We start from the raw sequence: 24,480 nt of genomic DNA, 5'->3' as shown, positions 1-24,480 counted from the left end.
GCTCGGGGACCTGGTTGCTGCTGACGAGGGTCACCGCCCGGCGCCCCGGAGCACGTCACGGATGTACTCCCGGTTGATGGCGGCGACGCCGAGGCTGTCCGACCCGTAGTGCTCGCACACGAAGACGCCCTCGAACCCCAGCTCGAGGGCCCGGCGGATCACGGCGCGGTAGTTCACGACGCCCTGGACGAGCGGCGTCGGGTGCGTGGCGTACGAGCCCGTCGCCGGGTCCTCGTCACGCGTGTAGTTCTTGATGTGCCAGAAGTTGGTCAGGGGCAGGACCTTCTCGAACATCGTCGGGATGTCCTCGACCGGGCGGTGCAGGCGCACCAGGTTGCCGAGGTCGGGGTTGATGCCGACGTTGTCGCGGTCGACGTCGTGCACGAACCGCACCGCGAGGTCCGGGGTGCCGATGTACGTGTCCTCGTACATCTCGAGGCTGATCTGCACCCCGAGGTCGCGCGCGTGGTCCGCGAGCTCGCGGATGCGCCGCACCGCGAGGTCGTAGGTGTCCTTGTCGTCGAGGTCGTCGTGGTGCCCCTCGGCGAGCCAGAACCACAGCGCGCGCTCCTGCGCGGGCTTCAGCGCCTGCATGAACCCGAAGTTGACGACCTCCGCCCCGAGCTCCGGGGCGCGGTCGATGATCGTGTGGCCGAAGCGCAGGTAGTCGTCGCCCCGCCCGGCGTCGATGACGCTGCGGCGGGTGGTGGACACGGACGGGACCGACAGCCCCGTCTCCTTCAGCACGGCGAGCAGCTCGGTGAACCGGGCGTCGCTCAGCTCGCCGATCGACAGCCAGGCATCGGTGGGGTCGACGTCCGTGAAGTCCAGGTCGGCCACCTGCTGGAGCTGGGCCCGCCACGACTCGGCCGGTGCGTCGACGTTCGGGGTGCCGTCCGCCGTCGTCGACCCGAAGGACAGCATGTTGGCCGCGATGGGCCAGGTGTCGGCTGTGCGCATGTGCGATCTCCGTCGATCTGCGATGCCGCGCGGCATCTCGGTTCGGCCGCCGGGCGGATCGTCCGGCGGGTGGTGCGGGTCCGCCGGAGCGAGGCCGGCGGCGGTTCAGCCCCGCGTGTCGCGGAGCCGCTCGGTCCGGGGCGCGGCGGTCGAGTCCCGGACGACGAACGTGGTGGCGATCTCGATGTGGTGGGAGTCGACGGGCTTGCCCTCGTGCAGCTGCTGCACGGTCAGCAGGGCACGCCGGCCGATCTCCTCCAGCGGCTGCCGGACGGCGGTCAGCGGTGGGTTGGCCCACGACGCGAGCGGCGTGTCGTCGTAGGCCACGAGGCTGACGTCCTCCGGTACCCGGAGACCGGCCCGTCGGGCCGCCTCCAGCACCCCCATCGCCTGCGCGTCGCTGCCCGCGAAGATCGCGGTGGGCGGGTCCGGACGCTGGAACCACCGCTCCGCGACCTGGACGGCCTGGTCGTGGTCGAAGCGGATCGGCCGAACCATCCCGGGGTCGATCTCCACGCCCTTCTGCCGGCAGTACGTGAGAAAGCCGTCCAGGCGCGCCACGGCACTGAGGGACTCCGACGGCCCGGCCACCACCGCGATGTGCCGGTGCCCGAGACCCACCAGGTGCTCCGCCGCGCTCCGTCCGCCGAGCCAGTTCGTGGACCCCACGGAGACCACGCCCTCCTCGGTGACGTCGAGCGGGTCGATCACCACGAGGGGGACGCGGGCGCGGGCGAGGCTCGCGTAGACGTCCGGGCCGAGCCCGGAGGTCAGCACGATCGCACCCACCCGGTCGGCGGCGGCGAGCCGCTGGGCCCAGGCGGCGCTCGACTCCGGCACCCCGCTCGCGGACCTGCGGCGCACCCGCCCGACGACGACCTCCAGGTCCGCCTCCTCCGCCGCGAGCACCACGCCGCGCAGGACCTGCGACGCATAGGTGGTGTCCAGGGTGTCGACCATGAGCTCGACGGTGTGTGCCGTACTCGTCCGGGAAGGCCCTCGGTACCCGAGCGCGGTGATCGCCGTCTCGACCCGTTCCCGGGTGTCCTCGGCGACGTCCGGCCGCCCGTTCACGACCTTGGAGGCCGTGGCGGTGGACACGCCCGCGTGTGCGGCCACGGCCGAGAGGTTGGGGCGTGCCGGCCCGGTCTTCTTCGTCAAGGCTGCCTCCTCGTCCCGACCGTTTTATCGCTTGCTTCCGAAAAGTACAAGGTGCATCTGCCCACGTTCCGGTTCTGAACGGACAGGCGCCGCACCCTCTGTCCCCGGAAATCCGGGCCTGGCGCGCCGGAGAACCCCTGTGCCGCTCCGAAAGTTTTCGACGTCCCGATCCGCGCCGTCAGCCCCGGGCCGGGGCGATCGACAGCACCGACCACGCCGGCAGCTCGAGGTCGATGTCGAGCGCGCCGTCCCCGGACACGGCGAGCGTCGCGACCCGCAGCGCGTCGGCGCTCTCCCTCAGCCGGGCCGTCTGGGCCGGGGTGAGGTTGAGCGGCTCACCCATCCGGTGCCAGTCCTCGGCGACGTTGCCGTGGTCCCAGTCGATCGACTCGACCGTGAACACGGCGCCGGGCGGGAGCCCTTCGACCGTGTGCCGGATGCGCCGGGCGGGACCCAGGTCCGCGAGGCCGCGGGTGGCCGCGTAGGTGAGCTCGGACCCGACCCCGTTGCGGCCCATGCCGTCCGGGTAGTTGAAGAACACGGCGGAGACCTCGCGCGTCGCCGAGTCCTGCGTGATCGTCCCGTACGGCAGGGCGGCGAGGACCGTGTCGCCGAGCCGCGACAGCATCTCGAACGCGTGGTACGTCGGCTTGTGCAGGCCCTGCTCGTTGACCAGGCCGAACCCCCCGTGGAACGGGCCGATGCCCGCGCCTCCCTCCTCGAACACGTCGGTGAACGTCCAGTACGAGACCGAGTCCGCGAGCGCCGCGCACCGCAGGTAGGCGCGGGTGATGTAGGTGGCGGCGAACAGGGTGTCGTGGATCGCGTCGCGGCTGGACGGCGAGCTCGACCACTCGGTGATGTGCAGCTCGGCGTCGGGGAACGGGCTGCCGGCGATGAGCTTGCGGAGGGCGACCAGGTCGTCGTAGGTCGCGTCGACGTGGCGGCGGATGTGGCGGACCTGTCCGTTGGCCCCGAACGCCACGTCGGTCGGGTACAGGTGGGTCGAGAGGAAGTCGATCGGGACCTCACGCGCGGCGCACCAGTCGATGAGCTCCTCGATCCAGACGGGGCGCCAGTCGAGGGCGTCGACGTCCTCGGCCTCGGCGGTGGCGTGCTCGACGGACCGGTCCTCCCACTCGCCCCGGTAGCGGTCGTCGGGCACGAACACGCTCGTGGACGGTCCGCCCACCTTGAGCTCCTGGTCGATCTCCTTGATCGCCAGGGCCGTGGCCTCGTAGAGCTCGAAGTACTGGGTGCGCGTCCCGGTCCAGAAGTGGGGTACGAGGTTGGGTTCGTTCCACACCTCGAACCGCCACTGCCGCACCTCGTCGAGGCCGTACCGGTCGATCCAGTGCGTGACGGTCGCGGTGACCAGCTCGACCCACCGGGCCATGTCCGTGGGCGGGCTGCAGTGGGCCTTCCACCAGAACAGCGTCTCGGTCTCGGTGGCCAGCTCGCGCGGCATGAAGCCGAGCTCGACGAACGGGCGCGCGCCGGTCTCGAGGATGAAGTCGAACACCTTGTCGACGTAGCTGAACGTGTGCACCGGGGTGTCGAGCGCGACGGGCGGGCCGAAGCCGCCGCCGTCACTGGCGCGGTAGACGAACATGTCGTCGTGGAACAGTCCGTGGAAGCGCACGAACCGTGCCCCCAGCCGGGTGACCGCCTCGCGGAAGTGGGCCTGCCAGTCGGCGCGCAGCGCCTCGTTGGCCCGGCCCGCGCCGACGCACTCGTTCCAGATGTGCCGCAGCGGGACGGCGGTGGTCGCCTCGCCGTCGATCGTCAGGCCGGGGGTGGTTGGGGTCTGCACAGTTCTCCTCTGTTTCCTTGCGTGGGTGCTCGTGGGCCTCGAGCGGGTTCAGCCCTTGACGGCGCCGAGGCTCAGGCCGGACTGCCAGAAGCGCTGCAGCGAGATGAACGCGATGATCAGCGGGATGATCGTCAGCAGCGACGACGTCACGACGAGGTTCTGGAGCAGCTCGCCGTTGCCGGCCGTGGAGGCCAGCTTGTTCCACTGGTTGATGCCGACGGTCAGCGGGTACCAGTCGGGGTCCTTGAGCATGATCAAGGGCAGGAAGTAGTTGTTCCAGATCGACACGAACGAGAACAGCAGCACGGTCACGGTCGCCGGGACGAGCATGGGCAGCGCGATCTGCCAGAACGTGCGGAACTCCCCCGCGCCGTCGATCTTCGCCGCCTCCAGCAGTCCGGTGGGGACGGCCTCCGCGGCGAACACCCACATGAGGTACAGCCCGAACGGGTTGAGGAACGACGGGATCAGCACCGCCCACGGCGTGTTCGTCAGGCCGAGCTGCGCGAACAGCAGGAACTGCGGGATGGCCAGGGCGATGCCCGGGACCGAGATGGCGCCGAGCACCACGAACAGGAAGACCCGCTTGCCGGTGAACTCCAGCTTGGCGAGCGCGTATCCACCCAGCGCGGCGAGGAACGTCGAGACGACGGCCCCGACGACCACGTAGAGCACCGTGTTGAGCAGCCACCGGGTGAAGATGCCGCCGTCGTAGGTGAAGACCTCGACGATGTTGTCGAACAGCGCGAACCGCCGGCCGAAGGAGAAGCCGAAGCTGGAGACGAAGTCGGCCTGGGACTTGGTGGAGTTGATCGTGAGCCAGATCAGCGGCACCAGGCAGTAGAGCGTGAACAGCCCCGTCAGGAAGGTCAGCGTGCCGCTCTTGCGGGGGTTGGCGAGGGTGTGCAGGCGCCCGCGGCGCCGCACGTCGGCAGTGGTCGTCATGAGAGGTCTCCGGCTGCTACTGGTCGAGGGCATCTCGCATGCCCCGGATCTGGACCGCGTACGCGATGGCGATGGTGAACGCGGCCATGACGAGGGCGAGGGCGGCCGCGTAGCCCTGCTGCGAGCCCGTGAACGCGAGGTTGAACGCGTAGAGGTTGGGCGTGTAGTAGGTGGTGATCCCGCTGTTGGCCACCATCGACGGGAGGATCTGCGGCTCGTTGAAGATCTGGAACGTCCCGATGATCGAGAAGATGACGGTGATCACGAGCGAGCCGCGCAGCGCGGGCAGCTTGATCGCCCGGATCACCCGCAGCTCCCCCGCGCCGTCGATCGCGGCCGCCTCGTACAGCTCCTGCGGGACCGCCTTCAGCACGCTGTCAAAGATCAGCATGTTGTACCCGGTGAAGGCCCAGGTGACCATGATCCCGATCGAGATCAGCGTCGTGCTCGGCCGGAACGGGTCGATGTCGGTACCGAGCCAGTCGTTGATGCTCCCGAAGAGCCCGTAGCGGACGCCGAGCATGAAGCCCCACATCAGGGTGGAGACGATGGCCGGCACGGCGTAGGGCAGAAAGATGGCGACCCGCATGAACCGCATGCCGCGCAGCCGCATCGAGTCCATCGCGAGCGCCAGCACCAGGGCCAGCACCAGCATGATCGGCACCTGGATCAGCGTGAACGAGACGACCCGGGAGACGCCGTCCCAGAACTGTGCGTCGCCGAACAGCTTGGTGTAGTTGTCCAGGCCGACGAAGGACGGCCCGCCCACCATCCGGTCCTGGAAGAGGCTGAGGTAGGCGGCGTAGGTGATCGGCACGATGAACACCAGGGCGAACAGGACGCCGAAGGGCGCCACGAACGCCCAGCCGATCTGTCGCGTGCGTCGCCGCCGGTACTGCTGCGGCTCCCCGGCGGGCAGGAGCGTGCTCGCCGCCGCGGGGCGTGTCATGCGCTCCGTTGCGCTCATGACTGGTCCTTTCTCGTGTGTCGGTGCGGTCGTCCGGCGGGCGTCCCACGCCGGGTGCGCTCGCGCCGAGTGCTCTCGCACCGAGCGCGCTCGCGCGCGACGCCCACCGGGGCGGTCAGTCGACCTGGAAGCCCTGCTCGTTGCCGTACTCGACCGAGCGCTGCTCCCAGGTCTGCAGGACCTCTTCGAGCGAGCCCTCACCCGAGGTGTAGAACGGCGTGGCGATGTCGGCGTAGGTGCTCCGTGCCCACTCGAAGAACGGCGGGTACTGCCAGCCGACGGCGGCGATGTTCGAGGCCTCCGCGAGCACCTCGCCGGTCTTCTGGTCGCCGAAGTAGGGGTTCTTCACGTCCTGGAACTCCGGGCTGTCCAGCACCGACGTGTTCGGCACGAACGCGCCGGCGTCGACGCGGGGCTGCAGTCCCTCGCCGTGCGTGAAGTACTCGAGGAACGTGTAGGCCGCCTCCTTGTTGGCCGCGGCCTCCGGGATCCCGAACGAGGAGCCACCGTTCTCGGCGCCGACCTTCTCGCCCTTCTCCCACTGGGGCATGAGGGCGACCCGGAAGTCGCCGGCGGCGTCCGGCGCGCGTTCGGGCAGGGTCGAGGTGAGCCAGCCGCCCATGTTCTGCGAGGCGAGCGTGCCGTCGTTGAGCGCGCGGTTCCAGTCGTCGGACCAGGCACTGATCTTCGTGTTGACGAGGTCCTCGTCGATCATCTTCTGCCAGAACGCGACCGCCTTCTGGGTCTCCGGGGCGGCGAAGTCGATGTGCACGGTGGTCCCGTCGACCTCGAACGGGCGCCCGCCGGCCTGCCAGATCAGCGAGAGCAGGAAGAAGAGGTCGTTGGTGTCCTGGGTGATGTAGTAGTCGTCGCCCAGTGCCCGGATCCTCTTGGCGTCCTCGTAGTACTCGTCCCAGGTCGCCGGCGCCTCGTCGATCCCCGCCTTGGCGAAGGTCGCCTCGTTCCAGAACATGACTGCCGGTCCGAAGTCCGAGGGCAGGGCGTAGACGCCGTCGCCGATGGTGACGTTGTTCCAGGCCGACGGGACGTAGTCGTCCGCAAGCTCGGCCGCGCCGAGCGGACCGAGGTCGGCGAGCTTGCCGGGGACCGCGAAGTACGGGACCGCGAAGTACTCGAACATCACCAGGTCCGGGACACCGGATCCGGCCTGGATCGCGTTGTCGAGCGCCTGGTACTCGTCGGAGGACGAGCCGGCGTTCACGACCTCGACCTCGATGCCGGGGTTGGCCTTCTCGAAGCCCGGGACCGCGAGCTCCACCGTGCCGTCCCAGCTCCACACCGTCAGCTTCACCGGCTCGTCGGCGCTGCCACCCCCGGCACCCCCGGTCGTCCCGCCCGCACCCGAGCACGCGGTGAGTGCGCCCGCGGTCACGAGCGCGACGCCGACCGTCCATGCCTTGGTAAGAAGCCTCATCACCCTGTCCCTCCTCGTTGAGAGGTTGCGAAATAGTTTCGCAACTTTATCGATCCAGCACGGACTGTAGCGGCGACTCCGCCGAGGCGTCAACGGGTCGCAGATTCGAGGATCTCCGGGTTTGACGTCGCCTCAGGCGATCAATAGACTTCGAAATAGTTTCGACGAGGGGAAAGACCATGGTTGGCCGGCCATCGAGGGAGCGGGCGACGCTCGCTGACGTCGCACGACACGCCGGTGTCTCCACGAGCACCGCGTCCAAGGCGCTCAACGGGCGCCACGACATCGCACAGGACACACGCGCGCGCGTCCTGGAGGCCGTCGGGGCGCTCGGCTACCGCCCGACCACCCAGTGGGAGACACCGCCCACGCGCACCATCGCCGCGGTGTTCGACGCCCTGGCCTCGCCCTACGTGGCCAACGTGCTGGACGGCGTGCTCGCCGCGGCCACGAGCGCCCGGGTCAACCTCCTGGTGCGCTCCGCGCCCGACCGCGCGGTGCGCGCCACCAGAGCCGCCGCCCGGGCCTGGGTGGCGGAGCAGAAGGAGTCCGGAGTCCTGGGCATCGTCGGCATCACCCTCGCTCGGCCCAACGCCGTGCTGCAGGCCGCGAAGGAGGTGCGCATGCCGTTCGTCATGATCGACCCCGTCGACGTGGAGGCGCCGGGGACGGTCAGCGTCGGCTCGGCCAACTGGGCCGGCGGGCGCACCGCCACGGAGCACCTCCTGGAGCTCGGCCACCGTCGTATCGGGTGGATCGGCGGCCCGTCCGCGTCGGCCGCCGCCCGGGAACGCCTCCACGGCTACCGGGCGGCACTGGACTCCGCGGGGATCGGCCTGGAGGAGGCCCTGGTGCGCAGCGACTCGTTCTCCATCGACACGGGCCTCGTGCACGGCCGGGCGCTGCTCGCTCTGCCCGAGCCGCCGACGGCGATCGTCACCGGCGACGACGAGATCGCCGTCGGCGTGCTGGCCGCGGCACGGGAGTTGGCCGTGCCGGTGCCCGAGCAGCTCAGCGTCGTGGGCTTCGACGACACGCCCCAGGCCGGCTGGACCACGCCGCAGCTCACCTCGGTGCACCAGCCGCTGGCCGGGATGGGCAGGATGGCCGTCGAGACGCTGCTGGCCATGGCGGACGGCGTCCAGCCCGCGTCACGTCACGTCCAGCTCGCCACCAGCCTCACCGTCCGCGACTCGACCGCGCCGCCGCCGGACCGCCGGTAGGATGCGGTCCGACCTGGTGTGTCACCTGGTGCGTCATGGCCGACGCGCAGAGCAAGGGGGCGGTCCGTGAGCGTGACGTTGCAGGATGTCGCTCGCCTCGCCGGCGTCTCGACCAAGACCGTGTCCAACGTGGTGCACGACTTCCCGCGCGTCCGTGACGAGACACGACGCCGCGTGCAGTGGGCGATCGAGGAGCTCGGCTACCGCCCGAACCTGTCCGCACGGGGCCTGAGGTCCGGCCGGACGGGCGTCATCGAGCTGTCCGTCCCCGAGCTGCGCCAGAACTACTTCGCGGAGCTCGCCGACGAGGTCATCCGGGCCGCCGAGCGGCGGGGCCTCGGCGTCCTGGTGGAGCAGACCGGAGGTGACCGGCAGCGCGAGATCGACGTCGTGACGCGCCGTCGGCCGTACCTGACCGACGGCCTGCTCTACGCCCCGGAGCGGCTCGGCACCGGGGACAAGGACCTCCTCGCCGGGACGTTCCCCACCGTCCTGCTCGGCGAGCGGATCTTCGGCGGGCCCACCGACCACGTCACGATGCACAACACGAGCGCGGCGAAGGCCGCCGTGGGTCACCTGCTCGAGGTAGGGCGCCGGCGCATCGCCGTCATCGGCGCGCACCCGGACGGCCAGGTGCAGATGCGCGCGGCCGACCTGCGCGTCGCCGGTTACCGGGAGGCGCTGGAGGAGGCCGGGCTGATCGTCGACCCCGACCTCGTCCGGGTGGCCGCCCCGTGGTTCCAGTGGAACGGGGCGGAGGCGGCGCGCGAGCTGCTCCTCGCCGGGGTGCCGTTCGACGGCCTCTTCTGCCTCAACGACGGCCTGGCGCTGGGCGCCCTGCGCGAGCTGGCCGCGGCGGGCGTGCGGGTGCCCGACGACGTCGCGGTGATCGGCTTCGACAACATCGACGAGAGCAGGTTCTCCGTCCCGTCCCTGACCACGGTCGACGCCGGTCGCGCCGAGATCGCCCGTGTCGCCGTCGACCTGCTCGTCGAACGGATCGACGAGCAGGAGGACCGGCAGCCGGCCCGCCTGGTCAAGCCGCCGTTCCGCATCGTGCGGCGGGAGTCCACGGGGTTCGACGACAAGGACGTCCCCGAGAGCGACGGCGCGGCGTAGCGAGCCGGTGGGGTCGGCGAGCTCGCGCTCACCGACCCCATCGACCGGGGCCGCGCCGGCGTTCCGCCGGGCGGTGTGCCGGCTACCGCACCCTCAGCTCCTGATGGTCCGCGGCCTGCGGTGCGTAGGCGGGGTCACCCGAGTAGGCGACGTGCACCCGGTACTTCCCGCGAGGCAGGTCCGTCGTGGCCAGGCTGACCTCGGCCTTGCCACGGACCAGTGGCACGACCTGCACGGTGCCGCCGAAGGTGACGGCTACCTCACCGGTCGGTGTCGGCCCAGCGTGAGACGGCCCAGCGTGAGACGGCCCCGCTTGGGACGGCCCCGCGTGCGGCCGGTGTGCCGGGTCCACGGAGACGTGGAGCTGGAAGGTGCCGCCGGCGGGCACCGACGCCGGTGTCGCCCTCGCCTTCACCGTGGCCGCCGCCGCGCCCGTCGGCGCCAGGCCGACCTCGGCCGTCCCCGACCGGGTCGGGTCGAACACCGACGTCGCGACCACCCGGAGCGACGACGCGGTCTCGTCCGCGCCGACGGTGAGCAGCCCGTCGTCGGAGATGGTCGTACCGGACGACGACTCCCCCTCGACGGACCAGGTCACGGCCGAGCTGGCCCCGTGGGTGGACGCCACCTCGGCTGCGAACCGCTCGGTCCAGCCGACCGTGACCGTCGGCTCGGCCGGTGTCACCGACACGGAACCGACGTGCTGGAACAGCCGCGGTGCGAAGTCGATCAGGTTCAGCTGCCACGCGTCCCAGTTGTGGCCGTGCGCGGTGTAACCGTTGAACTCGTGGTCGACGCCGATCGCGTCCATCGTGGCGTTCCCGCTCACCACGCTGTTGTACGTCGTGTCGGTGACGTTGCCCGAGTAGAAGCGCAGCAGGTTCGTGCGCTCGTTGATGGCCTGCACGGTCGCGGCGTCCACCGCTCCGCCGAAGCCCGCGGCGAACACACCCACGTAGCCGAACGTGCCGGGCCGCGCCTTGAGCGCGCTCACCGTCTGACCGCCGCCCATCGACAGCCCGGCGTGCGCCATCTCGTCCTTGGCGGTGGAGACGTTGAACTGCTCCCGGGAGGCCGGGACGATCCGCTGCAGCAGCTCGTCGGTGAAGTTCACCCCGTTGCCGTTGGCCATCACGACCACCATCGGGACGGTGGCCCCGTCCAGCCGCAGGTTGTCCATGATCTGCCCGGCCCGGCCCATCTCGACCCAGTCCGTCCAGGACTGCCCGCTGCCGTGCTGCAGGTACAGCACCGGGTACGGCACCTCGCGGTCGGCGTCGTACCCCGGGGGCGTCCAGACCCAGGCGCTGCGGGTCGGGTTGCCCGAGGCCGAGCTGGGGTAGCTCATCACCTGGAGCTCCCCGCCCTCACCGGCCGGTGCGTCAGCCAGGAGCCGTGCGGAGTCGCCGGGCACGTAGAAGGTGCTCCAGGTCGGCTCCGTGGTGACCGTGCTCGGGTTGCTCGTGTCCTTCCTCTGCACGCGGTCGACGTGCAGCCGGTAGTAGTAGAAGCCGGGCTCGAGCTGACCGACGGTGGCCCGCCACCGGCCGGCCGAGCGGGACATCTCCATGCGGACCCAGCGCTTGGACGGGCCGAAGTTGCCCCACACGGTGATCGTCTGCGCGGAGCTGTACTCGGCGGGCGCCTCGAACGTCGCGAACCCGTCGTCGGTCAGGTAGGGGGTCGGCGTCGTGCCGGCGGGCGGCGGCGTGAACGTGCCCTCCGCCGGGAGGTGGCCCGGGCTCATCCCGTGGTCGTCGATCTCGCTCGGGTCGCGGAAGATCCGCCGGGAGAAGTCCTGGAGGGACTCCTGCCAGTGGTTCCAGTTGTGGCCGTAGTCCGGGTTGATCCCGTCGAACTCGTGGTCGATGCCCGCCGTCTCCAGAGCCGGGACCGAGCTGACGACGGAGTTGTACGCGAGGTCGGTCTTGTTGCCGGTGTAGAGCCGCAGCAGGGTGGTCCCGTCGTTGATCGCGTCGACGTCCACGCCGCTCGTGCTGCCGAAGCCGGCCCCGAACGTCCCGACGTAGCCGAACACCCCGGGGCGGGTCTTCAGCACCGTCATGGACTGGCCGCCGCCCATCGACAGGCCGGCGAGCGCCATCCCGGCCGGGTCGTCGGAGACGTTGAAGTGCTCCCGGGACGCCGGGACGATCCGCTGCAGGAGCTCGTCGGTGAAGCTCACCCCGTTGCCGTTCCCCATCACGACCACGGCAGGAACCATGCCCCCGTCCAGCACGAGGTTGTCGAAGATCTGCCGGGCCCGGCCGAGCTCGGTCCAGTCCCGGTAGCTCTGACCGCTGCCGTGCTGCAGGTAGAAGACCGGGTACGGCTCGGCTCGTCCGGCGTCGTATCCCGGCGGGGTGTAGACCACCGCGGTCCGGTCCTGCCCCCCGGCGGTGCTCTCGTACGACATGTCCTGCAAGGTGCCGCCGGCCCCATCGGGCACGTCGTTCAGGAAGAAGCCGTCGGGGCCCGGGACGTAGAACCAGCGCCACGTGGGCTGGGCCTCGTTGGTGTTCGGGTTGGTCGGGTCGCCGAAGTGCTTCGTGTCGTCGGCCGTCAGCTGGTAGTGGTAGAGCCCCGGCTCGAGCGGGCCGATCACGTCGGTCCAGCTCGACCCGCTGCGGGACAGGTTGACCTGCGCCCAGTTGTCCGACGGTCCGAAGCTTCCTCGCGCCACGACCTGGGACACCGGCCCGCCGGCCGCCTCCTCCACGGCGGCGTTCGGCACCGTCCACCGCGCGAACACGCCCTGCCCCTGGATCTCCTGGATCGTGAGCCAGGGTGTCTCCTCGGCCGCCGCCGGAGCGCCGGTCGTCGCCGCCCCGGCGAACGCCAGGGCTCCGGCAACCGCCAGGGCGGTCCACCGGCGCAGCAGGTGCCGCCATGGCCTTCCTCGGTCCTGAGTGGTGATCGTCATTGATTCCCTCCCGTGTGACACCTGCCCCGCGGAGGGCGGCTCCCTCCACGCAGGCAGAGCGAGATCGAGACCCTGCGACGGCCGGTGGCCTCCGGCGTGCGTTACAACGTCGTAACGGCTCGATCGGGGCACATGTTCGCGCGCCTGGATCATCAGTGTCAATGGGTCGAGTGGCCCGAGTTACGACGTTGAAACGCCGGAGGCCGGGCAAGCCGCCGAACGTGGAACCGTCCCGTTGACACCCGGGGCGATGACCCCTACTTTATCGATAAATATCACCGAGGTGACAGGCTGCTCGAGGAAGAGAACCAGTGACCGATCGACTAAGCAGACGTGCGGGCGAGCGTCGACTCACGCACGACGATCCGGGCCGACATGACGGCCTCCACGACGTCACCGGCGACGGCCGTACCCGCCTCGACCCGCCGCAGGAGCAGCTCCATGATGCGTTCCGCCATCGAGTCGTTGTCGGGGTCCGTCGTGGTCAGGCGCGGGATGAGGTACTCCCCCTCCGCGTCGTTGTCGAAGCCGACCACCTGGACGTCCTCCGGGACGCGCAGCCCGATGTCGGCCAGCGCACGCAGCGCACCCATCGCCGCGGCGTCGGTGAGCGCGAAGGCGCCGTCGAACGGGATGCCGCCGTGGTGGAGCCGCATGACCGCCTCGTAGCCGTCCTTCGTGGTGAACGAGGCGGCGTCGACCACGAGGCGCTCGTCCACCGGCACGCCCGCCGCGGCGTGGGCACTGCGGTAGCCACGGCTGCGCAGGGTCGCCATGCTGTCGACGCCGCTGTCCGGGCGGCCACCGATCAGGGCGATGCGCCGCGCGCCGTGCTCCAGCAGGTGCGACACGGCGAGCTCGGCGCCGCCCACGTTGTCCATCATCACGTGGTCGAACGCGCCGGCCAGCCGTCGCTCGCCGAGCAGGACCACCGGGACCTCGATGCCGGCCGCCGTCACGTCCGCGGTGTCGATCTGCACCGGGCTGAACACCACGCCCTCGTAGGGCCGCACGCGCTCGGGCGAGATCGCGTCGAGCTCGCCCTCCCTGCTGGCACCGGTCCGCTCGATGATGACGTGGTACCCCCGCGATCGCGCCAGGGTGTCCAGCCGAGCCGCGAGGTGGGAGTAGTAGGGACCGTCCAGGTGCGGTACCAGCAGCCCGATGGCACCGCTCCGGCCCACGCGCAGCTGCCGCGCGGTGGCGTTCATCCGGTAGCCGAGCCGGGCCACCGCGTCGAGCACGCGGGCGCGGGTGTCCTCACTAGCTCCCGGCCGCCCGTTGATGACATTCGAGACCGTCATCGTCGAGACGCCTGCTTCATGTGCCACATCGCTCATCTTCACCACGCCGACCATCATGACACCCCGCGATCGACGGCCTCGTCCGACCGCGCCGGCGTCACCCCGTGGCTCTGATCAAGGAGGATCCGGACCGCCGTGAAGCAGCTCCTGTACTCGAAGAGGCTTGCGCCCTACCTTTTCATCCTTCCCTTTCTCGTCACCCTCGCCGTCTTCTGGGTCGTCCCCCTGGGCCGATCGTTCGTGATGAGCACCCAGGAGGTGCTCTACGGCCAGGCGACCTTCATCGGGTTCGACAACTACACGCGGCTCTGGCAGGACCGCATCTTCTGGCAGGCCCTGTTCAACAGCCTGCGCTACATGGTCCTGACGCTCGTGCTGCTCATCCCGATCCCGCTGGCGCTGGCGGCGCTGATCAACTCGGGCATCGGCAGCGCCCGCATCAAGGCGTTCTTCAAGGCCTCGATGTTCGTTCCCGCGCTGACCTCCGTCGTGGTGGCCGGCATCGTGTTCCGCCTCATCTTCGCGGAGTCCGACACAGCGATCATGAACCAGGTCGCGGAGTTCTTCGGCTTCGGCCCGGTCCGCTGGTTGCGCGGTGACGTCACGGGGCTCGTGGCCCTGCTGGCCATCGCCCTGTGGCGGTGGACCGGGGTGAACATGATGTATTTCCTGGCCGGCATGCAGGCGATCCCGACCGAGTACTACGAGGCGGCGTCGATCGACGGGGCGAGCAGGTTCCGCCAGTTCGTCCACATCACCGTCCCGAACCTCCGGCCGACCATCGTCTACGTCGTCACGATCAGCGTCTACGGCGGTCTGGCGATGTTCCTCGAGAGCTTCATGCTCTACGCCGGCAACAACTCGCCCAACAACCAGGGCCTCACGGTCGTCGGATACCTCTACCGCAAGGGCATCGAGGAGAACGACCTGGGCTTCGCCTCTGCCGTCGGCGTGGTGCTGCTCGTCATCGTGATGACGATCAACATCTCCTATCTCGTCGCCAGCGGCACCTTCAAGAAGGAGGCCGCGTGATGGCCGCTCTCCAGGAACAGGACCGGGTGACGACCGCTCCTGCCACCGCCGTCCGACGTCGCCGCGGGCCGTCCGCCGCGGCGTGGGTCCAGTCCGTCTTTCTCGTCGTCATGGCGCTGATCTCCCTCGTCCCGCTCCTCGCCATCCTCGTGGGCACGTTCCAGGACGGGAACGAGGTGATCCGGCGAGGCATGACCTTCGACGTCGACCTCGCCGCGCTGAGCCTGGACAACTACGTCCTGCTGTTCACGGACTCGGGGCCGTACTTCCGGTGGTTCGCGAACACGCTCCTGCTGACGATCGGGCAGGTCGCCGGGACCCTGCTGGTGAGCGCGTTCGTCGCCTACGGCTTCGCGATGTACGAGTTCAGGACCAAGACGCTGTGGTTCGTCATGGTCCTGCTGGTCATGACCGTCCCGTTCGAGATGCTCATGCTCCCCCTGTACGTCCAGGTCAACGACATGGGGCTGGCGGACACCTACGTCGTGATCGCGCTCCCGTTCCTCGCCTCGGCCGTGACGATCTTCTTCTTCCGCCAGTACTTCCTGGGGATACCCAAGGAGATCCTCGAGGCCGGACGGGTCGACGGCGTGAGCGAGTTCGGCATCTTCTTCCGGCTCGTGCTGCCGATCACGAAGCCGGCGATGGCCGCCATGGCGATCCTCAACGGGATGCTCTGCTGGAACAACTTCCTCTGGCCGCTGCTGGTGCTGCGCAGCCCCGAGAAGTTCACGCTGCCGATCGGCCTGAACACGCTCCTGACGCCCTACGGCAACAACTACGAGCTGCTGATCATCGGGGCCTTCTTCTCCCTGATCCCCATCCTCATCCTCTTCCTCGCATTCCAGCGCTTCTTCATCGAAGGAATCACCGCAGGAGCGGTCAAAGGCTGACCGCTCCCTGATCGAACGGAGAAAGACATGACAAGGCTACGGACGACGGTGTCCATGCTGGCCGCCGCACTCGCTGTGGGCGCACTCACCGCGTGCGGCGGTGGTCAGCCCGCGGCACCCGTCAAGAACGCCGACGGTTCCACGACGCTGAACATGTGGACGTTCGCCGACGTGCACGCCGCGTACTACGAGGAGATGGCCGAGCAGTGGAACGAGGCCAACCCCGACAAGGAGATCCAGCTCGAGGTCACGGTCTACCCGTACGAGGACATGCACAACAAGCTGCAGCTCGCGGTGAACTCCGGTGAGGGCCTGCCGGACGTGGTCGACATCGAGGTCAACAAGTTCGCCAACTTCGTCAAGGGCGACAACCCGCCCCTGCTCGACCTGACCGAGGCCGCGGCCCCGTACAAGGACGACATCGTCCAGGCGCAGCTCGACCTGTACAGCCGCGACGGGAAGATGTACGGCTACCCGACCCACGTGGGCGCGTTCACCACCTTCTACAACACGGAGGCGCTCGAGGGCGCCGGCATCGACTACACGACCATCAAGACCTGGGACGACTTCCAGGAGGCCGGGGTCAAGTACCACGAGGAGACCGGCAAGGCGTTCGGCGTGGCCAGCACCGGCGTCATGTTCCTGGAGCCGCTCATCACGGCGCAGCTCGGCGGGCAGTACATCGACGCCGAGGGCAACGTGCAGGTGAACAGCCCCGAGGTCGTCGAGACCCTCTCGATGATCAAGGACATGCAGGACGCCGGGGCGGTCTCCACGATCCCGGGCGGGAGCCCCGACTCCGAGGAGGCGTACGGCGCGATCAACAACGGCGACTTCGCCGCGATCGTCTACCCGGCCTGGTACACGTCCCGGTTCGTCGACTACATGCCCGACCTCGCCGGCAAGGTGGCCATCGCCCCGGCGCCGGCCCCCGAGGGCGCGGAGGTGCAGACCATCGGTGGTGGCGGCACCGGCACGGCGATCCCCGTCGTCTCGCCGAACAAGGATCTCGCCGCCGAATGGCTCGCCTTCGCCAAGCTCTCCCCCGAGGCGAACGTCGCCGTGTGGGAGGTGCTGGGCTTCGACCCCGTGAACATGGCCATGTGGGAGGACGAGGCCGTCACCAAGAACCCGGAGAACAAGTTCAACAAGTACTTCCAGACCAACCTGTTCGACGTGCTGGGCGAGGTGAAGGACGGCATCGGGAACTTCGAGTCGTTCGCCGACCCGAACTGGCCCACCGTCGACGACACGTTCCGCACCGTCACGCTGAACGAGATCTACGAGAACGACGTGCCGGTCCAGGAGGCCCTCGACCAGACACAGGCCGACCTGCAGAACCAGCTGGGGCAGTAGGCCCCGACCGTCTGATCGCGCAGGCGGGGCGGCCACAGCGGCCGTCGGCGACGGCAGCCGCCCCGCCTGCGCGAAGCATGCCCTCAAGCACCGACCACCGAGGAGTACCACCCATGCTGTCCGCATCCGTCACCATCGACCCGGCGTTCGTCGTCGGACCGGTGCGTCCCCGTACGTTCGGCTCGTTCGTCGAGCACCTGGGCCGCAGCGTCTACACGGGGCTGCACGAGCCCGGCCACCCGACGGCGGACGCCGACGGGTTCCGGGGCGACGTCGTCGAGCTCACCCGGGAGCTGGGCGTCTCGACGGTGCGCTACCCCGGCGGCAACTTCGTCTCGGGCTACCGCTGGGAGGACGGGATCGGCCCGGTCGAGCAGCGCCCCCGCCGTCTGGACCTCGCCTGGCACTCGACCGACCCCAACCTCGTGGGTGTCGACGAGTTCATGCGGTGGTGCGCCCGGACCGGCGTCGAGCCGATGATGGCGGTCAACCTCGGGACGCGCGGCGTCCAGGAGGCCCTCGACCTGCTGGAGTACTGCAACGTGCCGGGCGGCACCACCTGGAGCGACCTGCGGCGGGCGAACGGGGCCGAGGACCCGTACCGGATCAAGATGTGGTGCCTGGGCAACGAGATGGACGGCCCGTGGCAGATCGGCCACAAGACGGCGCAGGAGTACGGGCGTCTCGCGGCCGAGACCGCGCGGGCGATGCGGATGGTCGACCCCGACCTCGAGCTCGTGGCGTGCGGCTCGTCGGGCTCGCAGATGCCCACCTTCGGCGAGTGGGAGCACACGGTGCTCACCGAGGCCTACGAGCACGTCGACCACATCTCGGCGCACGCCTACTACTGGGAGGAGGACGGCGACCTCGCCTCCTTCCTGGCCTCGGCGGTGAACATGGACCACTTCGTCGACTCCGTCACCGCGACCGCCGACGCCGTGCGCGCGGCGGGCAAGCACACCAAGCACATCCACGTCTCGTTCGACGAGTGGAACGTCTGGTACCAGAAGCGCGCGGAGTCGCGCCCGCCGTCGGGCGACGACTGGCCCGTGGCCCCGGTGCTGCTGGAGGACCGCTACAACGTGGCCGACGCCGTCGTGGTCGGCAACCTCCTGATCTCGCTGCTGCGGCACACCGACCGCGTGCACGCCGCATCGCTGGCGCAGCTCGTCAACGTCATCGCGCCGATCATGACCGAGCCGGGCGGCCGGTCGTGGCGGCAGACGACGTTCCACCCCTTCGCGCTCACCGCACGGCACGCCGCCGGCGAGGTGCTGCGCCTGGCGGTGGACGCACCGGTACAGGAGACGGCGAAGTTCGGCCCGGTCCCGGTGCTCGACGCGGTCGCCACCCACGACACGGAGACCGGCGGCGTCGTCGTGCTGGCGGTCAACCGGTCGCTCACCGAGGACGTGGCGCTCGACGTGGACCTGCGCGGCTTCCCCGGGCTCCGGGTGGTCGAGGCGCTCACGCTGTCGAACCCCGACCACACGTGGTCCGCGACGGCCGACGACGCCAGCTCGGTGCTGCCGCGCGCGAACACCACGGCCAAGGTCTCCGACGACCGCGCGCACGTCGACCTGCCGCCCGTCTCCTGGTCGATGCTCCGGCTCGAACGGATCTGACCGGGCCGCGCCGAGGAGAGCGTCCTCTCGTCCGCGCTCACACGGACGAGAGGGCGCTGCACCCTGGGCCCTGGTCGACGGCGAGGCCGCTTGCCGCCAGGGCTCAGTACAGGATGGAGGCCTGCTCGCGGGGCCACGCCAGGGTGGCATAGATCTGGACCATCGCCGCCTGCTCCAGCAGCTCGGTGTGCTCGTCCCCCGCGTTGAACAGCCCGCTCGCGCGATCGCGCTCGGTGCGCCACTGATCGTCGGCGTAGTCCGCCATGGCGTTCCGGTACGTCGTGCCGCCGGTCACGGACTCCAGAAGGAGGAGGTTCTTGAACCAGATGGAGTTGAAGAACATCGGCTGGTCCGCCAGCCGCCCCTCGGTGACGTAGTAACGGTAGGAGGCCGCCGCGATCGCCTTCGCCTTGGCCAGGTACCGCTTGTCGCCCGTCGCCTCGTACAGCAGGGTGTAGGTGCCCAACGGGACGCCCTGGTTGTACGACCACTGCGTGCGGTCGATGGACCCGTCGAGCTTGATGTTGTCCCAGTAGAGGCCGTTCGGCGCGAGCAGGTGCTCGTCGGTCCACCCCACCATCCGCTGTGCCCAGTCGAGGTAGCCTCGCTCCCCGGTGATCATGTACAGGCGGGTGGCGAGCTGCGCGCCGGGCATCGTGGAGACGGTGTTGCGGTCGGTGCTCCAGGTCGCCTGGGTCCAGAACACGCCGCCGGGCGCCGGGTGCGACGGGTCGGTGTCCCACCCGGAGACCACGAGCTCGAAGATCTCCTCGGCGCGCCTCAGCGCCGCCTCGTCGCCGGTTGCCAGATACTGCTGCACCTTGGCGAGCGCGACCCACTCGTTGTCGTCGTAGAACATGTCACCGCCACCGCCGTACGGGGCGCGCGGGTACGAGTCGTAGCCGGGCAGCCCGGTGGTGCCGCCGTCGGCATTCCAGAAGTGCTCCTGGCCGCGGGCGACGTCGGCGAGGTCGTCCTCGAAGGACCGCCCCGCGGCCCCGGGCAGCCCGGTGAGGTCGAGCGTCGCGACGTGCGCCTGGGAGTGCGGCCACTCGAACGAGTAGGTGCGGTCCTCGGCCCCGCTCGGGTACCGCTCGCGGTAGAGGCCGGAACCGTCGCTCGCGGCCATGTGCTCCTGCATCGCGTCGTACGACGCGACCGCCCGCTGCACCTGCGTGCGCTGCGACACCGCGGGGGCGCCGCCGTGCTGCGCCTCGGCAGGTGCCGCCGCCCCCAGCGCGCAGGCCAGTGCGACGACCGTGGCGGCAGCTCTGGTGAACCTCATCGTTCGCTCCTTCGTTCGGTGGTGCTCGGTCAGTCGACGGAGGCCGATGTCAGCGCTGTCATCCCCGCGATCAAGAACCTGGGCAACATCCGCGATCTCCCTTCGTCACGCCCTGCGACCGAGGCCTCGACGATCGCGCCCGCGAGGTGCTCGACCGTGGACGGTGGGGTGGTCAGACCCAGCCTCGCGAAGTCTCCTTTGACTCGGACAGGTCCTGAACGGCCGGCGGCCAGGCTAGGGGATACGGACCTCACCGGTCAACGACGCGATCCCGCCACGAGCCCGTGCCTCGACGAGAGTCGAGGCAGTTCGGACCCGATCGAGGATCTGGTCCGTCGTTCACGCCATCGGCTCAGAACCGGGGCCCGTCAGCCCCTGCCTCGCAGGCAAGACAGAGCAGCGTCGACTCGACGACTTCGCGACGCACGAAACGCTGACCCAGCTCGACGGCAACCTCGTCGCACTCCGGACACGCCCAAGGGCCGCCGGCACCCTCCCGCACCGAGCTGATGATGTCCTGCCATCCGCTGCTCACGGAGAGGACTCTATCCGGGCACCCGGTGAGCGGAGGGAGTCAAGGTCCTGGTCGAAGCGGTCGATCTCGAACAGCTCGCCGAGGCCTTCCAGGCCGAAGCCCACGGGATCACGAATCGGTTACACCACATCCGCCGGCTTGGACACACGACCGAGCGCGAGCTACATTCAAAAGCACAGAACAGACTGACTACTCAGTCGGTATTGGGTGGTGACGCACGCGGGACGTGGTCACTCCTACGTGTCCAGCTCAAGGAGGAGCTCCATGACGACATCGACCAGCCCCGTGCCCAGCACGCGGGCGCACAGGTAGCTCGAGCCTCTCGAGCCCAGGTGAACCGGACGGTCGCGAGCGGCCGGCAGCCTGCTCACCCGGCCGCAGCGGTACCGCACACCGTGACCGCGTACCGCCAGGTTCCCGACCAGCGGTGACCGACCGCAGACCCCACATCGATGCCGAAAGACCACGACGGAGTGGTCACTCTTGCCTGCCTGCCGACACCGCAGGCCCGCCCAGCTCAAGGAGGAGCTCAATGGCGACACCCATCAGCCCCGCGCCCAGCGCGCAGGTGCAGAGATACCTCGAGTCCCTCGCACCCCAGGTGAACTACTGGGGTCGCGACGTCCTCGCGCTGCGGAAGCAGGCCCGCGACCACGTACTGGCGTTCCGCGGTCCGCTGGAGCCCGTGGTCTCCGCGGAGACCATCGAGGCCGGCGGCGTCCCCTCCAGGCTCTACCGGCCGCGGGGCGACGAGGAGGACGTCCTGGTCTGGATCCACGGCGGCGGCTGGATGCTCGGCGACCTGGACTGTTGCGAGGGCGTCGCGCGAGCGATCGCGAACCGTGCCGCGTGCGCCGTCCTCGCGATCGACTACCGGCTCGCTCCCGAGCACCCGTTCCCCGCCGCGCTCGACGACACGTGGGCCGCCGTCAGCTGGGCCCGGCGGCAGTTCTCCAGGGTCGCGGTCGGGGGCGACAGCGCCGGCGGGAACCTCGCGGCTGCGGCCGCGCTCCGGGCGAGGGACTCCCAGGTCGACCTGGCGCTGCAGCTGCTGGTGTACCCGGTTCTGGACAGCACCATGGACACCACGAGCAAACGTCGGTTCGTGGAGTCGTACTCGGACTTCGCGGGGCTGGCCGGCTACGGCAGAACCGCCTTCGAGCGGATCGGATACCTGTGGGACGCCTACGTCCCCGACCGGCTGATGCGACGATCGCCGGTGGTCTCGCCGCTGCATGCCGAGACGTTGCGCGGCGTCTCCCCCGCCGTCGTCATCACCGCCGAGCACGACATCCTTCGTTCAGAGGCCGTCGAGTACGCCGAGCGGTTGCGTGGCGACCAGGTCCCGGTCGAGGTCCACGACTACGTGGGCCAGATCCACGGGTTCATCGAGTATCTCGGCGTCATGACGGACGCGACGGACGCGATGGACAAGGCCGGCTCGGCACTACGGCGAGTGTTCGCCGACCGAGAACCGGACCGCGCAGGTCGCGCGATCAGCACACCGTCCGAAATTCACTCCTGAGGAGTTGTCATGCGTACCAACAACACTCTGCCTCGGCGGAGCCGGCGACCGAGCTGGCCCACCGCGCTGCCAGTCGTCCTTACCGCACTCCTGGCATCGTGCGGCGCCCCGGGCGCGCAAAGCCCTCTGTCCGACACGCCGACGAGCGTGAGCACGAGCATCGGCGACGCGCCGGTCACTCTCGAGGTGCTCGTGTCCACACCTGACGTGGCGCTCTACGAGGAGCTCGGCGAAGCCTTCCAGGACAAGCATCCCAATGTCACCGTGCAGGTGACCGGCGAGGACTTCAACAGCCTGACGACGAACGTCCCTCGCCTGATCTCGGGCACGGAGGTGCCCGACCTGGTCCGGCTCGCATCCTTCGGGAACCTGGTCGAGGACCGGCTCCTGACCAACCTCGACCCGTACGCCGAGGCGTACGGGTGGACCGAGTGGCCGCAGTCGCAGTTCGCCTCCACCCGCGTCGACGACGACGGACGACAGCGTGGCACCGGGCACCTGTACGGCGCCGGACCAGGGTTCGGGCTGACGGGCATGTACTACAACAAGTCGCTCGCGGCTCAGATCGGCATGACCGAGCCGCCGGCCACGCTCGACGCCTTCGAGGAGAGCCTGGAGAAGGCGAAGGACGCCGGCCTGCTGCCGCTGATGGTCAACGGCAAGGACGGAGGACTGGCGTATCCGCTGCAGAACCTCCAGATGAACTACGCCGGCAGCACCCAGGTGGTCCAGGACTGGAACTACAACAAGCCGGGCGCGAACATCGACACGCCCGCGCTGGTGGATGCCGCCACGACGCTCCAGAGCTGGAGCGAGGAGGGATATCTGCCGGCGGACGTCAACAGCATCGATCAGACCCAGGCTCCCGCCAGGTTCGCCGAAGGTGAGGGCGTCTTCTTCCCGAGCGGCAACTGGCAGGCACCCACGCTCCAGGAAGCAGGCGGAGGCGAGATCGGGTTCTTCCTCTTCCCGCCCGAGGAGACCGGTGACCCGTTCACCGCGATGACCGCCCCCGGCGTGCTCGCGATCCCCACCAAGTCCTCCCAGAGTGACGTGGCCGCCGCATTCCTGGACTTCATCCAGACGGACACCGGTGCCCGACAGAGCACGCTCGACCTTCTCGGCCTGCCACCCGCCGGACCGTCGGACGCGTCCTTGCCGGACTCCGAGCCCGGATCCCTCGTCTCCGGCACCGTCGAGTCGTTCCAGTTGCTGCTGGAGAGCGACGGTCTCGTCGACTTCATGTCGAACTCGACCGCATCGATGCACGCGAACACCCTGATCCCGCAGACCCAGCTTCTCGTCGCCGGGAAGACGTCGCCGGCCGAGTTCTCCGCGGCGGTCCAGAAGGACTACGAGGACGAGGCGGAGAAGTAGATGCCCGGGGGCGAGACCATGACACAGAACGCAGGCACTGAACCACCAGGCCACCTGGTGACGAGTTCGACCGCGGTCAAGCCGGGTCCCGTGTCGTCACCACGCCCGCGTCCCGCTCGACGACGTCGTCCGGCACGGCGGTGGGGAGCACTGCTCTGGGTGGCGCCCGCGCTCGTCATGTACGGCGTGTTCGTCCTGTACCCGCTGGGCCAGTCCGTGCAGTTCTCGTTCTACGAGTGGGACGGCATCGGGCCGGCGACACCGGCGGGCCTGGACAACTGGAGAGCGATCTTCACCGAGCCCGAGCTGCTCGGGTCGGTCATCCACGCGTTCGTCCTCATCTTCTTCTACACCGTCCTCCCGGTCGGTCTGGGACTCGTCGCGGCCAGCCTCATCCGAGAGCTCCGGGTCGGGACGTTCAACACCACGGCACGGGTCGTGCTGTTCATCCCCCAGGTGCTGCCGCCGGTGGCGGCCGGCATCGCGTGGACGTGGATGTTCTCCACCGAGGGGCTCGTCAACCAGGCGCTCGGAGCGGTCGGCCTGGAGTCCCTGACGCGCGCCTGGCTCGGCGACTTCACGTTCGCGCTGCCGGCCGTCGGCGTCATCGGCTTCTGGCTGTCGTTCGGCTTCTGCACGGTGCTCCTGCTGTCCGGCATCGGCAAGATCGACCCGTCGCTCTACGAGGCTGCCCGCCTGGACGGAGCGGGCCGCGTCGCCGAGTTCTTCGCGGTCACGCTTCCCGGGCTCCGCGGGGAGATCGCGGTCTGCGCGACCATCGGCACGATCGCAGCCCTGGCCAGCTTCGACGTCGTCCAGATCGCGACCCAGGGCGGCCCGGGGTACCAGACGATGGTGCCCGGCGTGGAGATCTACCGGCTCACCTTCCTGGAACAGCGGATCGGCCAGGCCTCGGCCCTCGCCGTCCTCCTCGCGGCTCTCGTCCTGCTCGTCATCTGGCCCATCCAGCGACTCGGGAGGCACGAATGAACACCGCTTCGT

The 24,480-nt window shown here is 69.5% G+C and carries 19 protein-coding genes; 9 read left to right on the top strand and 10 right to left on the bottom strand.

All coding sequences use genetic code 11. The annotated features are described in order from the left end of the window. Positions 1 to 30: 30 nt before the first annotated feature. From AB0I29_RS06370 to AB0I29_RS06345, 6 genes are all read right to left on the bottom strand, one after another. Positions 31 to 960 (bottom strand): sugar phosphate isomerase/epimerase family protein, encoded by a 930-nt coding sequence (locus AB0I29_RS06370; protein ID WP_357479402.1) that lies wholly within the window; start codon positions 958 to 960, stop codon positions 31 to 33. 105 nt (positions 961 to 1,065) lie between these two features. Continuing rightward, positions 1,066 to 2,121: a LacI family DNA-binding transcriptional regulator gene (locus tag AB0I29_RS06365; RefSeq protein ID WP_357479399.1), complete on the bottom strand. Its 1,056-nt coding sequence runs from the start codon at positions 2,119 to 2,121 to the stop codon at positions 1,066 to 1,068. 178 nt (positions 2,122 to 2,299) lie between these two features. Next, a complete protein-coding gene (locus AB0I29_RS06360; RefSeq protein ID WP_357479396.1) occupies positions 2,300 to 3,934 on the bottom strand; it encodes a beta-xylosidase in 1,635 nt (544 codons plus the stop codon). A 48-nt stretch (positions 3,935 to 3,982) separates the two neighbouring features. Further along, complete coding sequence (locus AB0I29_RS06355; RefSeq protein ID WP_285104551.1) at positions 3,983 to 4,879, bottom strand: carbohydrate ABC transporter permease; 897 nt, start codon at positions 4,877 to 4,879, stop codon at positions 3,983 to 3,985. A 16-nt stretch (positions 4,880 to 4,895) separates the two neighbouring features. Then, the gene (locus tag AB0I29_RS06350) at positions 4,896 to 5,846 is read right to left on the bottom strand and encodes a sugar ABC transporter permease (RefSeq protein WP_357479392.1); all 951 of its coding nucleotides are present in this window, start codon (positions 5,844 to 5,846) and stop codon (positions 4,896 to 4,898) included. Between the two features lie 115 nt (positions 5,847 to 5,961). Then, positions 5,962 to 7,281, bottom strand: a complete 1,320-nt coding sequence (locus AB0I29_RS06345; RefSeq protein ID WP_357479873.1) for a sugar ABC transporter substrate-binding protein — start codon at positions 7,279 to 7,281, stop codon at positions 5,962 to 5,964. A gap of 179 nt (positions 7,282 to 7,460) precedes the next feature. Here AB0I29_RS06345 and AB0I29_RS06340 point away from each other — a divergent pair, with 179 nt between their 5' ends. Both AB0I29_RS06340 and AB0I29_RS06335 read left to right on the top strand, forming a co-directional pair. Further along, positions 7,461 to 8,504 carry a LacI family DNA-binding transcriptional regulator gene (locus AB0I29_RS06340; protein ID WP_285104545.1) on the top strand — a complete coding sequence of 348 codons (1,044 nt, stop codon included), beginning with the start codon at positions 7,461 to 7,463 and terminating at the stop codon, positions 8,502 to 8,504. 66 nt (positions 8,505 to 8,570) lie between these two features. After that, on the top strand, positions 8,571 to 9,623 hold the full coding sequence (locus AB0I29_RS06335; RefSeq protein WP_285104543.1) for a LacI family DNA-binding transcriptional regulator: 1,053 nt from the start codon (positions 8,571 to 8,573) through the stop codon (positions 9,621 to 9,623). A gap of 82 nt (positions 9,624 to 9,705) precedes the next feature. Here AB0I29_RS06335 and AB0I29_RS06330 read toward each other — a convergent pair whose 3' ends face one another. Beyond that, on the bottom strand, positions 9,706 to 12,546 hold the full coding sequence (locus AB0I29_RS06330; protein ID WP_357479386.1) for an alpha/beta hydrolase-fold protein: 2,841 nt from the start codon (positions 12,544 to 12,546) through the stop codon (positions 9,706 to 9,708). 323 nt (positions 12,547 to 12,869) lie between these two features. After that, positions 12,870 to 13,886 (bottom strand): LacI family DNA-binding transcriptional regulator, encoded by a 1,017-nt coding sequence (locus tag AB0I29_RS06325; RefSeq protein ID WP_357479870.1) that lies wholly within the window; start codon positions 13,884 to 13,886, stop codon positions 12,870 to 12,872. A gap of 99 nt (positions 13,887 to 13,985) precedes the next feature. Here AB0I29_RS06325 and AB0I29_RS06320 point away from each other — a divergent pair, with 99 nt between their 5' ends. From AB0I29_RS06320 to AB0I29_RS06305, 4 genes are all read left to right on the top strand, one after another. Next, on the top strand, positions 13,986 to 14,882 hold the full coding sequence (locus AB0I29_RS06320) for a sugar ABC transporter permease (protein WP_357479382.1): 897 nt from the start codon (positions 13,986 to 13,988) through the stop codon (positions 14,880 to 14,882). Next, positions 14,882 to 15,775, top strand: coding sequence for a carbohydrate ABC transporter permease (locus tag AB0I29_RS06315; RefSeq protein ID WP_285104537.1), 894 nt, complete (start codon positions 14,882 to 14,884; stop codon positions 15,773 to 15,775). The genes AB0I29_RS06320 and AB0I29_RS06315 overlap by 1 nt, the downstream gene beginning before the upstream one ends. A gap of 27 nt (positions 15,776 to 15,802) precedes the next feature. Further along, the gene (locus AB0I29_RS06310; protein ID WP_357479378.1) at positions 15,803 to 17,131 is read left to right on the top strand and encodes a sugar ABC transporter substrate-binding protein; all 1,329 of its coding nucleotides are present in this window, start codon (positions 15,803 to 15,805) and stop codon (positions 17,129 to 17,131) included. Positions 17,132 to 17,244: 113 nt separating this feature from the next. Next, the gene (locus AB0I29_RS06305; protein WP_357479375.1) at positions 17,245 to 18,756 is read left to right on the top strand and encodes an alpha-N-arabinofuranosidase; all 1,512 of its coding nucleotides are present in this window, start codon (positions 17,245 to 17,247) and stop codon (positions 18,754 to 18,756) included. 103 nt (positions 18,757 to 18,859) lie between these two features. Here the strand turns inward: AB0I29_RS06305 and AB0I29_RS06300 are convergent, their stop codons facing one another. Together AB0I29_RS06300 and AB0I29_RS06295 are read right to left on the bottom strand one after the other, a co-directional pair. Beyond that, positions 18,860 to 20,041 (bottom strand): glycoside hydrolase family 76 protein, encoded by a 1,182-nt coding sequence (locus AB0I29_RS06300; RefSeq protein WP_357479371.1) that lies wholly within the window; start codon positions 20,039 to 20,041, stop codon positions 18,860 to 18,862. Positions 20,042 to 20,393: 352 nt separating this feature from the next. Further along, positions 20,394 to 20,576 (bottom strand): hypothetical protein, encoded by a 183-nt coding sequence (locus tag AB0I29_RS06295; protein ID WP_285104530.1) that lies wholly within the window; start codon positions 20,574 to 20,576, stop codon positions 20,394 to 20,396. Positions 20,577 to 21,108: 532 nt separating this feature from the next. Between AB0I29_RS06295 and AB0I29_RS06290 the strand changes: the two genes are divergently transcribed. The 3 genes from AB0I29_RS06290 (at position 21,109) to AB0I29_RS06280 (ending at position 24,468) form a co-directional block, all read left to right on the top strand. Then, entirely contained in the window at positions 21,109 to 22,101 is a 993-nt protein-coding gene (locus AB0I29_RS06290) for an alpha/beta hydrolase (protein ID WP_357479367.1), read from the top strand. 147 nt (positions 22,102 to 22,248) lie between these two features. Beyond that, positions 22,249 to 23,478, top strand: coding sequence for an ABC transporter substrate-binding protein (locus AB0I29_RS06285; protein WP_357479364.1), 1,230 nt, complete (start codon positions 22,249 to 22,251; stop codon positions 23,476 to 23,478). A gap of 57 nt (positions 23,479 to 23,535) precedes the next feature. Next, complete coding sequence (locus AB0I29_RS06280) at positions 23,536 to 24,468, top strand: sugar ABC transporter permease (protein WP_357479361.1); 933 nt, start codon at positions 23,536 to 23,538, stop codon at positions 24,466 to 24,468. Positions 24,469 to 24,480 lie beyond the last annotated feature (12 nt).

The organism is Promicromonospora sp. NPDC050262 (assembly GCF_040655935.1).
GTDB lineage: Bacteria > Actinomycetota > Actinomycetes > Actinomycetales > Cellulomonadaceae > Promicromonospora.
This window is presented reverse-complemented; position numbering and strand designations above follow the sequence as displayed.

Coding starts and splice junctions, on each gene's coding strand:
- AB0I29_RS06315 (WP_285104537.1), top strand. CDS start 14,882: ATGGCCGCTCTCCAGGAACAGGACCGGGTGACGACCGCTCCTGCCACC.
- AB0I29_RS06310 (WP_357479378.1), top strand. CDS start 15,803: ATGACAAGGCTACGGACGACGGTGTCCATGCTGGCCGCCGCACTCGCT.
- AB0I29_RS06330 (WP_357479386.1), bottom strand. CDS start 12,546: ATGACGATCACCACTCAGGACCGAGGAAGGCCATGGCGGCACCTGCTG.
- AB0I29_RS06355 (WP_285104551.1), bottom strand. CDS start 4,879: ATGACGACCACTGCCGACGTGCGGCGCCGCGGGCGCCTGCACACCCTC.
- AB0I29_RS06325 (WP_357479870.1), bottom strand. CDS start 13,886: ATGAGCGATGTGGCACATGAAGCAGGCGTCTCGACGATGACGGTCTCG.
- AB0I29_RS06300 (WP_357479371.1), bottom strand. CDS start 20,041: ATGAGGTTCACCAGAGCTGCCGCCACGGTCGTCGCACTGGCCTGCGCG.
- AB0I29_RS06370 (WP_357479402.1), bottom strand. CDS start 960: ATGCGCACAGCCGACACCTGGCCCATCGCGGCCAACATGCTGTCCTTC.
- AB0I29_RS06290 (WP_357479367.1), top strand. CDS start 21,109: ATGGCGACACCCATCAGCCCCGCGCCCAGCGCGCAGGTGCAGAGATAC.
- AB0I29_RS06340 (WP_285104545.1), top strand. CDS start 7,461: ATGGTTGGCCGGCCATCGAGGGAGCGGGCGACGCTCGCTGACGTCGCA.
- AB0I29_RS06305 (WP_357479375.1), top strand. CDS start 17,245: ATGCTGTCCGCATCCGTCACCATCGACCCGGCGTTCGTCGTCGGACCG.
- AB0I29_RS06350 (WP_357479392.1), bottom strand. CDS start 5,846: ATGAGCGCAACGGAGCGCATGACACGCCCCGCGGCGGCGAGCACGCTC.
- AB0I29_RS06345 (WP_357479873.1), bottom strand. CDS start 7,281: ATGAGGCTTCTTACCAAGGCATGGACGGTCGGCGTCGCGCTCGTGACC.